Raw genomic sequence first — 15,460 nt, 5'->3', positions numbered from 1 at the left:
ACTGTCGGCATGACCCTGCCCAAATCGCGGCGCCGCCCGCCCCTCCCGCAAGCCCTTGCCTGGTTCGTCCCGGGGCTGCTCGCCGTCGCCGCCGCCGGCCTGGCCACCCATCCGCTGACGCTGATACCGCTGCTGCTGGCCAACGCGCTGACCATGGCCGCGATCTGCCACGTGATCGGCTTCGACCCGGAGCCCCGCTTCGTGCGCACGGTGTTGCGCCGTGGCGCGGCGCACCTGGTGATGTTCAGCGGCTATACCGCGCTGGTCTTCGTGCTGGTGGCCTGGCCGATGCTGCAGCTGAACCTTTCGCACGGGCTCAGCGCCGCGCTGGCGCTGGCGGCCACCTGCGTGGTTGCGCTGGCGGTGCTGTGGCGGCTGTGGCCGGCGTTCGGGCTGGTTTTCGTGTGGGACGACGCCTACCCGCAGCAAAGCGATGGCTCGTGGATTTTCACCGCCACCCTGCGCAGCCTGGCGTTCGGCCGCCACCTGTCGAGCGAGGAGCGCTTTTTCAGCCATTTCCTGCCGGCGGCACTGTCGCTGCTGGTGATGGCGTTCGTGGCGATCGCGCTCACCGGCCTGTACGGCATCCTGCCGTCGGAGTTGCGGATCGCCGCACTGGCGCTTTACGGCGTAGTGGTACTGCCGCTGGGCTGCCTGATCGTGGCCAACCGCACCTTGCGCGCCCTGCTGTGCACGCGCGGCGGCAAGGGCCGCAAGCTGCCGCCGCTGGCGGGCGATGCGGAAGACCCGCCGCGCCCGGTCGCCTTGCCGCTGAACGAGCAGGAGCGCATCGCCGGCACCCCCGAGCAGGCCCAGGCCTTGCTGGCGGCGACCCGCGACGGCGACATCGAGCGGGCGCTGGCACTGATCGAGGCCGGCGCCGATCCCGACACCGCACCGCCAGCCACCGATCGCGACCAGCGCCCGGTGCTGATGCTGGCCGCGCTGTTGCCGGACACCCGCCTGCTGCGCGCCCTGATCACCCGCGGCGCCGACGTCAATCGCGCCACCGGCGGTCTGACGCCGCTGCTGGCGGCCACCCGCGACAGCCGCCATGGCCGGCCCGAAGCGGTACTGACGCTGCTGGCCAACGGCGCCAGCCCCACCGTCACCGACGCCGAAGGCAACACGCCACTGCACGGCGCCGCCTTGAGCGCCGAGCCCGGCGTCGCCGCGATGCTGCTGGACGCTGCCGCCCCGATCAACGCGTTGAACAAGGCCGGCGTCAGCCCGCTGGCCGGCGCCTGCCGCGCCGCCAACTGGCCGCTGGCCAAGTTCCTGCTGGAGCGCGGCGCCAAACCCACGCCGGCCGATGGCGAGCCGGCCCTGGTCGCGGCGGCCGGCATCGCCGACGACGACGTCGCCGGGGTGAAGCTGCTGCTCAAGCATCGCGCGGCGGTCAACGCGGTCGACGCCCGCCATCGCAGCGCACTGCACGCCGCTGCCGCGGAAGGCCACGAACAGATCGCGCGCGTGCTGCGCGCCGCCGGCGCCGACGTCGACCTGGCCGACGAACACGGCAGCACGGCCTTGATGGAAGCAGCCCGCGCCGGCGCCTGCGGCGTGGTGCAATTGCTGGCCGAGGCGCAGCCGGATGCGCGCCATCGCGACGAACACGGCCGCGACGCCCTCACCCTGGCTTGCCAGTCGCCGCGCGCCCACGCCGAGACCGTGCGCGCCCTACTGGCGCTCGGTGCCGAACCCAAGGTGCCCGGCGGCGACGGCCGCAGCGCGCTCGACCACGCCACCGCGGCCGGTCGCTGGGATCTGGTGGCCCTGCTCGATCCGGAAACGCCGCTGCCGGCCAACCTCAGCCACGACACCCTGGCCGAAGGCGCCGATACGCCAGCCCATCTGCTCGACGCGCTGCGCTTCGGCCACTGGGCCGTGGTGTCCGGATTCGCCGACCGCGTGCGGCAATGGCCGCCATCGGAGTTGGCGCAGCTGTACCTGCAGCTGGCCACGCCCGGCTTGCGCAGCGCGCGCTGCTGGCTGCTGGACCACGGCCTCGACGCCGAGGCGCGCCTGCCCGCGCAACAACTGGACGACACCGAAACCGCTGCCGATGAAGGGGCCGAAGCCGCTGTTTCGCCATTGGGACGGCGGTTGTTCGACGCGCTGCTGCAGCGGCTCCCGGGTTCGGCCGAGGCGGTCGCGGAACTGCTCCAGGCCGGCGCCAGCCCGGCCGGTGCCGGCCTGCTGGCCCAGACGCTGGTGCGACTGCACGGCAGCAGCGCTTTCAACGCCCTGGCGCTGGACATGCTGGAACGCGGTGCCGATCCGTTCGGCCCCGATGCCCGCGAACGCTCACCGCTGCACCTGGCCGTGGCCAATGCGCAGATCGACGTATTGCAGGCGCTGCTGGCGCGCGGCTGCGATCCCAACAGCCGCGACCGCGATGGCCGCACGCCACTGTTCGCCGCACTAGAGCACGGCCCGCAGGCGCTGCCGCTGGTGCGCCTGCTGATCGCCCACGGCGGCAACCCCGAGGCGGCCGACGCCAATGGCGAAACCCCGCTGGGCCTGGCGCTGGAAGACCCCGCCATCGAGCGTTGGCTGAACTGGGCCGACTGGCGCCTGCCGCGGCGCCCGCTGCGTGCCGGCGACCTGCCGCTGGCCGCTGCCGCCGGCGCCACCGCCGCGGTGCAGCGGCTGCTGGAACTCGGCTTTGCGGTGGATACGCCCGACCCGCACGGCGCCACCGCGCTGCTGCACGCCTGCGGCGCCGGCCATCGCGACATCGCCAGCCACCTGCTGGATGCCGGTGCGGATGCGGCGCAGGCGGCCAGCAACGGCGTGACGCCGCTCGGCGCTGCCGTAGCGGCGCGGCGCGAAGCGCTGGTCAAGCTGTTGCTGCAACGCGGCGTCGCCGTCGACCAGCGCCTGCCCAACGACGCGACCGCGCTGATGGTGGCCGCCGCGATGGGCTATCCGGAAATCGTGGAAACGCTGCTGGAAGCAGGCGCCGACCTGACCGCCGTCGACGCCCGCGGCCGTGGCGCGCTGCATGCGGCGGCGCAGTTCGGTTTCGAGCACAACGACAGCCTGCGGGCACGGCGCCTGTTCGACGTGCTGCTCAAGCACGGCGCCGACATCAACCGCGCCGACAGCGAAGGCATGACGCCGCTGCTGCTGCTGCTGGGCGCGCAGCTGCGCCCAGGCAGCGCCTGCGACGCCACCCACATCGGCGCGCTCGTGCCGGTGCTGCTGGAAGCCGGCGCGCGCGCCGGACATGCCGACCAGCGCGGCGTCACCGCCCTGCACGCCTGCGCCATGCATGCCCTGCTGCCGCCGGCCCGCGTGCTGCTGTCGCGCGGCGCCGACCGCAACGCGGCCGACGCGTTCGGCCGCACCGCCGCCGACGTCGCGCGGCAACTGGGCTACATCGACATCGCCCATGAACTGGCCGCCCGCGCCAGCGCCATCCCCAGCGTGCGCCAGACCCTGCGCCAACCGGCGCAGCCGGCGGACTGATTCTTCCTCCTGAGCCTCGCGAAGAGCGCCCCCATCAGCCCTACGGGCAGCTTCCCCCGCAAGGCGGGGGAAGCAACATTAGACGGCGCTGAGGCTGGGTCGCCTCCTTCCCCGCTTGCGGGGGAAGCAAGGGCTGCGTATCAGGGCTCTTCGGGTTCCACCGTTCCCTTTTCGCGTTCCCGTTCCGCCCCCGGTTCCGCATCGGCCTCGAACAACTTCTGCAGATCGGCCAGCGCGTCGCGGGTGCTCTGCATCAGCTTGGTTTCGTCGTCGTAGACCAGCGCCTGCTTTTTCAGCATGTCCTCGTCGTAGCGGCGAAACCGCTCGACCCGGTCGACCGCGTACTCGTGCGGCAGGCCCAGCGCCTCCAGCGTCATGCGGGTCATCTTGAGGCTGGAGTGGAAGGTTTCGCGGATCGGCTCGTCCACGCCCATGTCCATCAGCCGGAACACGTGCTGGCGGTTGCGCGCGCGGGCGATGATCTTCAGGTGCGGGTATTGCCGCTTCACCAGCCGCGCCGTGCGCAGGTTGGCCTCCGGATCGTCGGTGGCCAGCACGAACACCTCGGCCTTCTCCGCCTGCGCCGCGCGCAACAACTCCGGTCGCGCGGGGTCGCCGAAGAACAGGTTGATGTTGCCGAAGCGGCGCGAGAAATCGACCTGCTCGGCCGAATGCTCCAGCGCCACGAACGGAATCTTCTGCGCGCGCAGCACGCGGGCAATGATCTGTCCCACCCGGCCGAAGCCGGCGATGATCACCCGCGGCGTGTCGGTGTCGATCGCGTCGAACTCGCGCGCGGGCTTCTTCGGCCCGCGCTGCAGGCCACGCGCCGCCAGCACCACCAGCAGGGGCGTCAGCGCCATGGTCAGGGTGATCGTCAGCACCAGCGCATCGCGCTGGGCGACGGCGATCAGGTGCTTCTCCGCCGCCAGGCGCAACACCACGAACGCAAACTCGCCGCCGCAGGCCAGCAGCATCACCAGGCGCAGCGAGTCGGAACGGTTGAGCCCGCCCAGCAGGCGACCCAGCGGCCACAGCAGCACACCCTTCAGCACCAGCAGCGCCGCCACCAGGCCGAAGATCAGGCCGGGTCGCTCCAGCAGCAGCGACAAATCCATCGACATGCCCACACTGATGAAGAACAGTCCCAGCAACAGCCCTTTGAACGGCTCGATGTTGGATTCCATCTCGTGGCGGTATTCCGAATCGGCCAGCAGCATGCCGGCCATGAACGCGCCCAGCGTGGCCGACAGCCCCGCCAGCTCCATCAGGAAGGCCACGCCCATCACCACCAGCAGGGCCGTGGCGGTGAACACCTCCACCGAATCGGCGCGCGCCACGAAGCGGAACACCCACCGCAACAGGTAGCGGCCGCCCACGCCCACCGCCACGATCACCGCCACCGTGCGCGCGATCGCCAGCAGGTCGAAGCTCTGCGCCGTCGACGACGCCAGCAGCGGCACCGCGGCGATCAGCGGGATCGCGGCCAGGTCCTGAAACAGCAGGATCGCGAACACCTGGCGCCCGTAGGCCGAGCCGGCCTCCTTGCGCTCGGCCAGTATCTGCAGGCCGAACGCGGTGGATGACAGCGCCAGGCTGCCGCCCACCACCACCGCCGCCTTGCCGCTGAGCCCGAACAGGTAAAACGCCACCGCGCCGATCGCCAGGCTGGTGGCCACCACCTGCAGCAGGCCGGTGCCGAACACCGCGCGGCGCATCACCCACAGGCGCTGCGGCGACAGTTCCAGCCCGATCACGAACAGCATCAGCACCACGCCGAACTCGGAGATCGTGGCCACGCCCTCGGTGTCGCTGACCAGGCCGAGCAACGGCGGCCCGATCACCACGCCGGCCAGCAGATAACCCAGCACCGCACCGAGCCGGAACCGCTTGGTCAGCGGCACGGCGATGACCGTGGCCAGCAGAAAGACCACCGCCGTCTGCAAGAATTGGTGACTTTCCACGCGTTTCCCGGCTTCGTCGCAAGCCTCGATTATTCCATGCGCCGCAGCGGGCCGGGTGACCCGCCGGTGACACACCGGCACGCGGCTCCGGCATCATGGCGCGATGAAACGATTCGCCATGGTTCTCGCCTTGCTGGGCGCTTCCCTCACCGGCGCAGCCGCCGCCAGCGACGTGCCGGTTTACGGTTACTCGGTGGTGCACGCCTGGCCGCACGACACCGGCGCCTATACCGAAGGCCTGTTCTATCTGGACGGCTATCTGTACGAGGGCACCGGCAACGTGGGGCAGTCGTTCGTGCGCAAGGTGGAATTGCAAACCGGCAAGGTGCTGCAGCAGGTGGCCACGCCGGGGCCGGGCTTTTTCGGCGAAGGCATCGTCGCCTGGAAGGACCGCCTGATCGAGCTGACCTGGCGCGGGCAGCAGGGCTTCGTGTTCGATCTGGCCACGCTGAAACCGCTGGCGCGCTTCAGCTACCCCGGCGAAGGCTGGGGGCTGACCAGCGACGGCAGGCACCTGCTGATGAGCGATGGCACCGCGACCCTGCGCCTGCTCGACCCGGAAACCCTGCGCCAGGTCGGCCACATCGACGTCACCGCCGACGGCCAGCCGCTGGCCAACCTCAACGAGTTGGAGTGGGTGAAAGGCCAGATCTACGCCAACGTGTGGCTGACCCCGCGCATCGCCCGCATCGACCCGGCCAGCGGCAAGGTGGTGGGCTGGATCGACCTCGGCGGCCTGGGGCCGCGCCCCGAGGACACGCCCGACCCGGCCAACGACGTGCTCAACGGCATCGCCTACGACGCCGCGGGCGACCGCCTGTTCGTCACCGGCAAGCGCTGGCCGCATGTGTACGAGATCCGCCTGACCGAGCCCCGCCACTGAGCTGTCCCGCCCTGCAGGAGCGGCTTCAGCCGCGATGCTTCTGCTCCGGGGTTCCAAAGCAAGAGCATCGCGACTGAAGTCGCTCACACGGGAGCTTGCCGATCCGGTAAGCCGGCGATTTTTTCGGATACGCTGCACCACCAACCGGACACGCCCCAAACCCACGACCACAATCCACGCGACATGACAAAACATCTCGACGCCTCCGCCGCGGGCAAGGACCACTACCTCATCCTCGACGGGCTTCGCGGCGTGGCCGCGGTGATGGTGGTGCTGTTCCATATCTGCGAGACGTTCAGGCCCGGGCAGCCGCTGACGCAGTGGATCAACCACGGCTACCTGGCGGTGGACTTTTTCTTTCTGCTGTCGGGTTTCGTGATCGCCTATGCCTACGACGACCGCTGGCAGGCAATGGGGCTGCGCGACTTCTTCAAGCGGCGGCTGATCCGGCTGCAGCCGATGGTGGTCATGGGCATGCTGGTGGGTGCCGCGTTCTACTACCTGCAGGCGGGCCCGGCGTTTCCGACGATCGACGCCACGCCGGTGTGGGTGATGCTGCTGGTGATGCTCATCGGCTGCACGCTACTGCCGCTGCCGCCGTCGATGGACATCCGCGGCTGGGGTGAAATGCACCCGCTCAACGGCCCGGCGTGGTCGCTGTTCTTCGAGTACATCGCCAACATCCTGTACGCGCTGGGCCTGCGCAAACTGTCCAACCGCTGGCTGGGCGTGCTGGTGGCGCTGGCGGCGGCGTTGCTGCTGCACCTGGTGCTGTTCGGCCCGCGGGGCGACCTGATCGGCGGCTGGTCGATCACCCCGCAGCAATTGCACATCGGCTTCGCCCGCCTGCTGTTTCCCTTTCTGGCGGGCATGCTGCTGATGCGGCTGGGCAAGCGCATCCGCATCAAGTATGCGTTCGAGACCTGCAGCGTGCTGCTGGTGGTGGCGCTGGCGCTGCCGCGCTTCGGCGGTGCCGAGCATCTGTGGATGAACGGGCTGTACGAAGCGCTGTGCGTGATCGTGCTGTTTCCCGTGATCGTGGCCATCGGCGCGGGCGCGTCGCTGGTCGCGGGGCCGGCCACCCGCGCCGCCACGTTTTTCGGGCAGCTTTCCTACCCGCTCTACATCACCCATTACGGCCTGATCTACACCTACGTGGCGTGGATGACCGACCACCAGGCGGCGTCCACGCTGGTGAAAGGCGCGATGGGCGCGGTGGTGTTCGCATCCAGCATCGCCATCGCCTGGGCCTGCCTGAAGCTCTACGACCTGCCGGTGCGCCGCTGGCTGACCGCCCGCTTCATCCACGCGCCGGGGCGGCGGGTGCCAGGTCAGCCGCCGCGCAGCCAGCGCGCCGCGTCGACCGCGAAGTAGGTGAGGATGGCGTCGGCGCCGGCGCGCTTGAACGCGGTGAGCGATTCCAGCACCACCGCCTTCTCGTCCAGCCAGCCGTTCTGCGACGCCGCCTTCAACATCGCGTACTCGCCGCTGACCTGGTAGACGAAGGTGGGCACGCCGAACGCGTCCTTCACCCGGCGCAGCACGTCGAGATAGGACATGCCCGGTTTCACCATCACCGCGTCGGCGCCTTCGCTGATGTCCAGCTCCACCTCGCGCAGCGCCTCGTCGCTGTTGCCCACGTCCATCTGGTAGGTGTGCTTGTTGCCCTTGCCCAGGTTGGCCGACGAACCCACGGCGTCGCGGAACGGGCCGTAGAACGCAGAGGCGTATTTGGCCGAATAGGCCAGGATGCGGGTGTGGATATGGCCGGCTGCCTCCAGCGCGTCGCGGATGGTGCCGATGCGGCCATCCATCATGTCCGAGGGTGCCACGAAATCCATGCCGGCTTCGGCCTGCGCCAGCGCCATTTTCACCAGCGCCTCGACGGTGGGCTCGTTCATCACGTAGCCGTCCGCGTCGATCAGGCCGTCCTGGCCATGCGTGGTGTAGGGGTCGAGCGCCACGTCGCCGATCAGGCCCAGCCCGGGATACGCCGCCTTCAGCGCGCGGGTGGCGCGCTGCATCAGGCCATCGGGGTTCCACGCCTCGGCGGCATCCTCGCTTTTCACCGCGGCACCCGGCGAGGGGAACAGCGCCAGCGCGGGAATGCCCAGGCGCACGCATTCGCCGGCCAGTTTCAGCAGTTCGTCGATCGACAGCCGCTCCACGCCCGGCATCGAGGGCACGGCCTCACGCTGCCCGTCGCCCTCGATGACGAACGCCACCATGATCAGGTCGCTGGGCAGCAGGGTGTGCTCGCGCATCAGCGCGCGGGAGAAAGGATCGCGGCGCATGCGGCGCATGCGGACGGCGGGAAAGTTCATGGGCGGGGGCTCGCGGAATCGATGCCCGCCATTTTAGCGCCCGCAGGCAAGGCGGCGCCCCGGAAGCGGGGGTTTGGCGCCTTCAAAGCCCATTCCGCCACGTATGGTGGGGCAAAACACTGGACGAATGGCCGTTGCAACGTGCACGCTAGGGGTTTTCGCGTCGTCAGGAAGATCCATGAGTCAGCCCAGCCGTACCCCGACCTTGCTCGCCGATCTCGGTGGTACCAACGTGCGCTTCGCGCTGGCGGACACCGACCTGACCGCACCGCTGCTCACCGACAGCATCCGGCGCTACCGGGTGGCGGATTTCGACACCCTGGCCGAGGCGATCCGGCAGTATTTCGGCGACACCGGCTTCAGCGCCCGCTACGCAATCATCGCCGCCGCCGGACGCATCGCCGACGGCGAGACGGTGCAGATCACCAACAATCCCTGGGCGGTATCGGCGCAGCAATTGCGCAACAAGCTGGGCATGAACTCGGTGCGGCTGGTGAACGACTTCGCCGCCCAGAGCATGGCCGTGACCTTGCTGACCCCGAAGGATCTGGTGACCGTGGGCAAGCCGCCGCTGCCGCGGCTGGGCAGCCATGCCTCGCAGACCTTCGTGGTGATGGGCCCGGGTACCGGCCTGGGCGTGGGCGGCTTGCTGCTGCGCGACGGCAGCTGCAGCGTGCTGGAAAGCGAGGGTGGCCATGCCGGTTTTGCCGCGCACACGGCCGAGGACGTGGAAATCCTGCACCGCCTCAACCAGCGCTTCGGCCGCGTCTCCAACGAACGCATGATCTGCGGCAACGGCCTGGTGAACCTCTACCTGGCGCTGGCCGACATCGCCGGCCAGCCGGTCGAGGAACTGAGCCCGGAAGACATCACCGCCCGCGCCGTGTCCGCCGAGGACCCGCTGTGCGTACGCACGGTGGAGACGCTGGCCGGCATCTTCGGCAGCGTGGCCGGCGACCTGGTGCTGACCATGGGCGGCTGGGACGGCGTCTACCTCACCGGCGGCGTGCTGCCCAGCCTGCTGCCATGGCTGCAGCATGGCGGCTTCCGCGAGCGCTTCGAGGCCAAGGGCCGCTTCCGCGACACCATGGAGCAGGTACCCACCGTGGCGATCACGCATTCGGAGCCGGGCCTGCTGGGCGCCGCCGCGCTGGCCATGCAGGAGACGGGACACGCCCTGTGGGCAACGCCGCCGTGTTTTGACAGCGCTATCAAGCGCTCGTGACGCGCTGAAGGCGCGGAACGCGGCGGCGCTGGACAAGCTTCCGGCGCGCGGCGATCGGCTGTCTGGACGGCCAAACCCCGCTGCCGCACGGATGATCGCCGCCGCTCCATCGCGGTCGCGCGCCATTTGTTACCGCCGCGCTCACCACCCGGGCGTCATACTGGTCGCCCACTGACTGGAGAACCCCGATGCCACGCAGCGACACTGCTTTCCTGTTCGATCTCGACGGCACCCTCGTCGACAGCGTCTACCAGCACGTGCTGGCCTGGAAAGAAGCGCTCGAGCGCGAAGGCGTGGACCTGGCGGTATGGCGCATCCACCGCAAGATCGGCATGAGCGGCGGCTTGTTCGCCAACATCCTGCTGCGCGAGACCGGGCTGGAGATCACCGAAGAACGCCTCGCGCGGTTGCGCGAATGGCACGCCGAGGCCTACAACCGGCAACACGCCGGCAGCGCCATCCGGCCCCTGCCCGGCGCGCGCGAACTGCTGGCGTACCTCACCGCCCAGGACATCCCCTGGGCCATCGCCACCAGCGGGCGCATGGCCACCGCCGCGGCCAACCTGGAGGCGCTGGGCGTGGACCCGTCCAAGGTGCACGTGGTGACGCGCGACCAAGTGCGCCACGCCAAGCCCGACCCGGACCTGTTCCAGACCGCGGCGCGGCGCCTGGGCGTGGACATCCACCAGTCGCTCGTCATCGGCGACAGCGTGTGGGACATGCTGGCCGCCCAGCGCGCGCATTCGCTGGGCGTGGGCGTGCTGTCCGGCGGCTATGGCCGCGGCGAGCTGCAGGAATCGGGCGCGTTCCGCGTCTACGACGACCCGGCCGACCTGCTGCGGCACATCGACGAGGTCGCGGCGCGCAATTGAGCGCCGCCGCCGGCAACGGCCGGCTGATGAAAAATTAATCTCCCGCGAGGGCGGCCCGGTTAGGCTTCGCAGCCGCCCTCCGTCACAGGAATGAGGAATGACCATGCGCCGGTTTGTCGCCTGTATTCCCCTGCTGCTGTTGCTGGCCGCGTGCTCGCCCACGCCGTCGGCCGACGCCCCCGCCACGGCGCAGGCGCAGGCCGGCAACACCCCGCCGGCGAACGCCGCGCTGGGTTCGCCCGCCTGGTTCGCATGGGTCGACCGCACGCTGGGCATCAGCGACAACGGCCACGGCCCCGATCCGGGCTCGGCGGAATGGAACCGGGCCGTGCAGCGCAAGCTGGGCCAGGAGGCACCGCAATCGGAACCCGGATCGCCGCAATGGCAGCAGTCGGTGGATGCCCTGCTGCGCACGCGCGTGTCGCCGCGTTCGTGATGCGATCGGGCCGCGCCGGAAACGCGGCGTGGCCGCCCGTTAGCGGGCGCCCTGCATTCCACCGACCGGGTCAACGCCGCGCGTTCACCCCGCCGGCGCCAGCAACGTATCCAGGTCGAGCTGGTCGAAGCTGAGCTTTTCGCGGGTGCCGCCGCCTTCCAGAACGGCGTCGGCCAGTTCCGCCTTGCGCGCCTTGAGTTCCTCGATGCGCTCCTCCACCGTGCCGCTGGTGATCAGGCGGAACACGAACACCGGCTTGTCCTGGCCGATGCGGTGGGCGCGGTCGCTAGCCTGCGCCTCGGCGGCCGGGTTCCACCACGGGTCGTAGTGGATCACGGTGTCGGCCGCGGTGAGGTTGAGGCCCACGCCGCCGGCTTTCAGGGAAAGCAGGAACAGCGGGACTTCGCCGTTCTGGAAGCGCTGCACCGGCTCGGCGCGGTCGCGGGTGTCGCCGGTGAGGGTGACGTAGCGGATGCGGCGGCGGTCGAGCTCGGCGGCGATCAGCTTGAGCATGCCGGTGAACTGGGAGAACAGCAGCACCTTGCGGCCTTCGTCGATCAGTGCGGGCAGCATGTCCATCAGCAATTCGAACTTGGCCGACTCGTGCACGCCTTGCGCGGCCTCCAGCTTCACCAGCCGCGGGTCGCAGCAGACCTGGCGCAGCTTCAGCAGCGCGTCCAGCACCACGATGCCGGAGTGGGCGATGCCACGCTGGGCGATCACCTCGCGCAGTTCCTCGGTGAGCGCCAGGCGCAGGCCTTCGTACAGGTCGCGCTGGCGCCCCTCCATCACCACGCGGCGGGTGATCTCGGTCTTGGGCGGCAGCTCGGTGGCCACCTGCGCCTTGGTGCGACGAAGGATGAACGGCGCCAGGCGCAGGTTCAGCCGCTGCTGGCACTCCTCGTCGTGCTGCTTTTCGATCGGCACGCGGTAATGGCGCCGGAACGCGCCCTCGTCACCCAGCAACCCCGGCACGGCCAGGTCGATCTGCGACCACAGTTCACCCAGGTGGTTTTCCAGCGGGGTGCCGGTGAGGCAGACGACGCGCGGCGAGCGCAGGCTCAGCAGCGCGCGGCGCGCCTGGGTGCGCGGGTTCTTCACCTGCTGCGCCTCGTCCAGCACGATCAGCGCAAAGGCCTGCTTGCGCAGCGCCACCACGTCGCGCGGCAGCAGCGCGTAGCTGGTCAGCACGATGTCCTGGTCGCCCAGCTGGGTGAACTCCTCGGCGCGCTGCGGCCCGTGCAACGTCAGCACGCGCAGCATCGGCGCGAAGCGGGCGATTTCCGATTGCCAGTTCGGGATCAGGCTGGTCGGCACCACCACCAGCGCCGGCTGGGTCAGCGCGCCGCGCTGTTTCAGCGACAGCAGGTGGGTGATCAGCTGCAGCGTCTTGCCCAGGCCCATGTCGTCGGCGAGCACGCCGCCCACGCCGGCCTCGGCCAATGCGTTCAACCAGCGCAGGCCTTCGCGCTGGTACGGCCGCAGTTCGACCGTAAGCCCCTCGGGCACCGCGTCGCTGGCGCGTTCGGCGGCATCGCGCAGGCGCGCGGCGAAGCCGAACAGCGGCTCGGCCGCATCCAGCGTGCCGCCGCCGGGCATGGCCGCGGCCAGCTCTTCCAGCCGGCCGGCCTGCACCTTGGGCAGGTGCAATTGGCGGCGCGGCTTTTCCAGGTATTCGGCCAGCGGCGCCAGCAGGCCGCGCAGTTCCTTCAGTCGCACGGGCACGCGGCGGCGCGCGTCGACCGGCGCGTACCACACCGCATCCTCCGGCTCGTTCGGCGCCGGGCTGAGGTTCAACTGGTGCTCGGCCAGCGCCTGCGCCACGGCGGGCAGCAGGCTGTGGCGCTGGCCGTCCAGCTCGATGCCGACCTCCAGGTCGAAGGCGTGATCGTCGGCATCCTCCACCGCCTGGCCGTACCAGCGCACCGGGCCTTCGAGCACCTCGAAGGGGAAGCTGGGGGCGTATTCGAGCTGGAAGTTCTCCTCTTCCAGCCGCGGCCGCAAGGCCAGCCAGCGTGCTGGCGTGTTGACCTCCAGCGCGCCGGCGTGACCGGTGCCGGGAAACAGCCAGGTGTCCTCGGGCAGGGTCTCGGCCACGTCCCAGGGCAGGCCTTCGGTGTCCACGCCGGGCGTGAGGCCGGCGCGTTCGAGCTGCTCCATGGCGGAAAGTTCTTCCGCGCGGCGGCGGGTGATCTCGACCAGCTGGCCGTCGCGCACGCGCCGCACCAGCGGCTCGCCGCCACGACCAGGAAGACGCTCGCCGGCGTAGTCGAACGCCAACCGCGCGTACGCCAGCGGCGGCGTGCCGGCGGCCAGGCGCGCATGGCGGGTCAGCGCGTGCAGGGTCAGTACCGGTTTGGGCGCCAGTTCGGAGCGGCGCATGTCGCCGAAAACCTGCGGCGGCGGCAGCCGCGTGGCCAGCCGGCTGGCCGGCAACAGCTCGCGCAGGCGGGGGCTGTCCTCGGGTTTCAGCGGCGGCAATTCCAGCCAGCGGGTTTCCTCCGCGGCGGCATCGAGCAGGCCCAGCGCGGCGTGTTCCGCATCGAGATACCACAGCGCATCGACGCGCAGCAGACGCTGGCTGTTGGGCAGCAGCGGCAGCAGCCGCTGGCTGCCGTCCGGCGCCATCGACCAGTGCCAGTTGAGCGGATGCGGCCGGCTGCGCGACAGCCGCAGGCCGCCCAGGCCGCCCAGGAAGCACGGCGCGGTATCGAGCATCTCCGCCAGCAGGGTGTCGCCCACGTGGCCGCTCAGCCGCGCATAGCTGCGTCCCTTGCGTACGCTTTGCGGCAGGCCCAGCACGGTGGCGGCCAGGCGCTGCTCGTGCGGCGCCAGCGTCACCTGCACCAGGTGGCGGCTGTCCAGCGGCACCGGGCGCGTGTAGCGGCCGTGTTCGGCCACGGTGAGCAGCACCGGCGCGGCATCCAGGCAGGCGAACGAGGCGCTGTCCTGCGGAATGACCTCAAGGAAGAACCCCAGCACGGCCGGCTCGTCGGCCGGCGGCACGCGCGGCTTGGCCAGCAACCTTCGCCACGCCGCCGCAAGCGCGTCGTCCGTGTTGGCTGACGCGCCGCCAACGCGCTGTTTCCCGTCCGGTTGCTGCATGCGCATGCGGTCCATGGCGACAAGCAAAACGTTGAGCTTAGCAGGCGTGCCACGCGTTGGCGGCACACGGCCCACTCACCGAAAACAGGGCTCGGCCAGTGCGGACATGCCGCGGGTTTTCGCGCTAATGTGACGGGTTGGCCGCGCCTGGATCAGGCGTGCGGAACAGGCCCGGCGGGTATTCCGCCTTCTGTTCCCGCGCCATCAGTCGGCGCAGCCCGTCCACCGGGGTGACCTCGCCGTGCAGCACGGCATGCACGGCGGCGCTGATCGGAAGATCGAGCCCGTGCTTCAGCGCCAGCCGGTTCACCTCGTCGGCGGTGAGGATGCTTTCCACCACCTGGCCGATCTGGCGCAGCGCCTCGTCGATCGCCACGCCACGGCCCAGCGCCAGTCCCAGCCGACGGTTGCGCGACAGGTCGCCGGTGCAGGTCAGCACCAGGTCGCCCAGGCCGGACAGGCCAATCAGGGTTTCCGGCCGCGCGCCCAGCGCCATGCCCAGACGCAGCATCTCGTTCATGCCGCGGGTGATCAGGCCGGCGCGGGCATTCAGGCCAAGCTCCATGCCATCGGCGATGCCGGTGGCCACGGCCAGCACGTTCTTCATCGCGCCGCCCAGCTCGCCGCCGAGCACGTCGCTGCCCGAATACGCGCGCAGGTTGGGCGCGTGCAACAGGCCGGCCAGCTGCCGCGCGAAAACCTCGTCCTCCGAATGCACGGTAACCGCGCTGGGCAGGCCGGCCGCCACCTCGCGGGCGAACGACGGGCCGGTGACCACTGCGGTGGCGCGGCCGGGCAGCTGCTCGGCCACCAGCTCGTGCAGGAAGCGGCCGGTGCCGGGCTCGAAACCCTTGGTGGCCCAGGCGATCGCCGTGCCGGCGTCCAGCAGCGGGGCCACCTCGGCCAGCATCGCGGCGAAGGCGTGGCTGGGCACCGCGATCAGCACGATGTCCGCGCCGCGCAAGGCCGTGGCCAGGTCGCTTTCGCAGCGCAGTTCCGGCGGCAGCTCCACGTCCGGCAGGTAACGCTGGTTGCGATGGGTTTGCGCGATCGCCGCCAGCGCAGCGGCATCGCGCCCCCACAGGCGGGTGGGCACCCCGTTGCGCGCGCTAAGGGCGGCCAGCGCGGTGCCCCAGGAACCGGCGCCGAGCACCACCATGGTCGGGAGATCAGCCAT

At 70.4% G+C, this 15,460-nt stretch carries 10 protein-coding genes; 6 read left to right on the top strand and 4 right to left on the bottom strand.

The window, feature by feature from the left end; translation table 11 throughout:
- Positions 1-9: 9 nt before the first annotated feature.
- Entirely contained in the window at positions 10-3,474 is a 3,465-nt protein-coding gene (locus ABD017_RS07100) for an ankyrin repeat domain-containing protein (RefSeq protein ID WP_343881578.1), read from the top strand.
- Positions 3,475-3,614: 140 nt separating this feature from the next.
- On the opposite strand, the gene ABD017_RS07095 is transcribed toward ABD017_RS07100, so the two are convergent.
- Positions 3,615-5,438, bottom strand: coding sequence for a monovalent cation:proton antiporter-2 (CPA2) family protein (locus ABD017_RS07095; RefSeq protein ID WP_343881576.1), 1,824 nt, complete (start codon positions 5,436-5,438; stop codon positions 3,615-3,617).
- A 103-nt stretch (positions 5,439-5,541) separates the two neighbouring features.
- On the opposite strand from ABD017_RS07095, the gene ABD017_RS07090 reads away from it, so the two are divergent.
- Together ABD017_RS07090 and ABD017_RS07085 are read left to right on the top strand one after the other, a co-directional pair.
- Positions 5,542-6,321, top strand: a complete 780-nt coding sequence (locus ABD017_RS07090) for a glutaminyl-peptide cyclotransferase (protein WP_343881574.1) — start codon at positions 5,542-5,544, stop codon at positions 6,319-6,321.
- 183 nt (positions 6,322-6,504) lie between these two features.
- Positions 6,505-7,695, top strand: coding sequence for an acyltransferase family protein (locus ABD017_RS07085; protein ID WP_343881572.1), 1,191 nt, complete (start codon positions 6,505-6,507; stop codon positions 7,693-7,695).
- Here the strand turns inward: ABD017_RS07085 and hemB are convergent.
- Entirely contained in the window at positions 7,653-8,645 is a 993-nt protein-coding gene (gene hemB / locus ABD017_RS07080; RefSeq protein WP_343881570.1) for a porphobilinogen synthase, read from the bottom strand. The two genes, ABD017_RS07085 and hemB, sit on opposite strands and share 43 nt — an antisense overlap.
- 178 nt (positions 8,646-8,823) lie before the next feature.
- Between hemB and glk the strand changes: the two genes are divergently transcribed.
- The 3 genes from glk (at position 8,824) to ABD017_RS07065 (ending at position 11,178) form a co-directional block, all read left to right on the top strand.
- On the top strand, positions 8,824-9,870 hold the full coding sequence (gene glk / locus ABD017_RS07075; protein WP_343881568.1) for a glucokinase: 1,047 nt from the start codon (positions 8,824-8,826) through the stop codon (positions 9,868-9,870).
- Between the two features lie 188 nt (positions 9,871-10,058).
- Positions 10,059-10,742, top strand: coding sequence for an HAD family hydrolase (locus tag ABD017_RS07070; RefSeq protein WP_343881566.1), 684 nt, complete (start codon positions 10,059-10,061; stop codon positions 10,740-10,742).
- Positions 10,743-10,845: 103 nt separating this feature from the next.
- Complete coding sequence (locus tag ABD017_RS07065; protein ID WP_343882205.1) at positions 10,846-11,178, top strand: hypothetical protein; 333 nt, start codon at positions 10,846-10,848, stop codon at positions 11,176-11,178.
- An 84-nt stretch (positions 11,179-11,262) separates the two neighbouring features.
- On the opposite strand, the gene ABD017_RS07060 is transcribed toward ABD017_RS07065, so the two are convergent.
- Both ABD017_RS07060 and ABD017_RS07055 read right to left on the bottom strand, forming a co-directional pair.
- On the bottom strand, positions 11,263-14,283 hold the full coding sequence (locus tag ABD017_RS07060; RefSeq protein ID WP_343881564.1) for an SNF2-related protein: 3,021 nt from the start codon (positions 14,281-14,283) through the stop codon (positions 11,263-11,265).
- Between the two features lie 124 nt (positions 14,284-14,407).
- Positions 14,408-15,460 (bottom strand): NAD(P)H-dependent glycerol-3-phosphate dehydrogenase, encoded by a 1,053-nt coding sequence (locus tag ABD017_RS07055; protein WP_343881562.1) that lies wholly within the window; start codon positions 15,458-15,460, stop codon positions 14,408-14,410.

The sequence above is a fragment of the Rhodanobacter caeni genome (assembly GCF_039523575.1).
Classification (GTDB): Bacteria; Pseudomonadota; Gammaproteobacteria; order Xanthomonadales; family Rhodanobacteraceae; genus Rhodanobacter; species Rhodanobacter caeni.
This window is presented reverse-complemented; position numbering and strand designations above follow the sequence as displayed.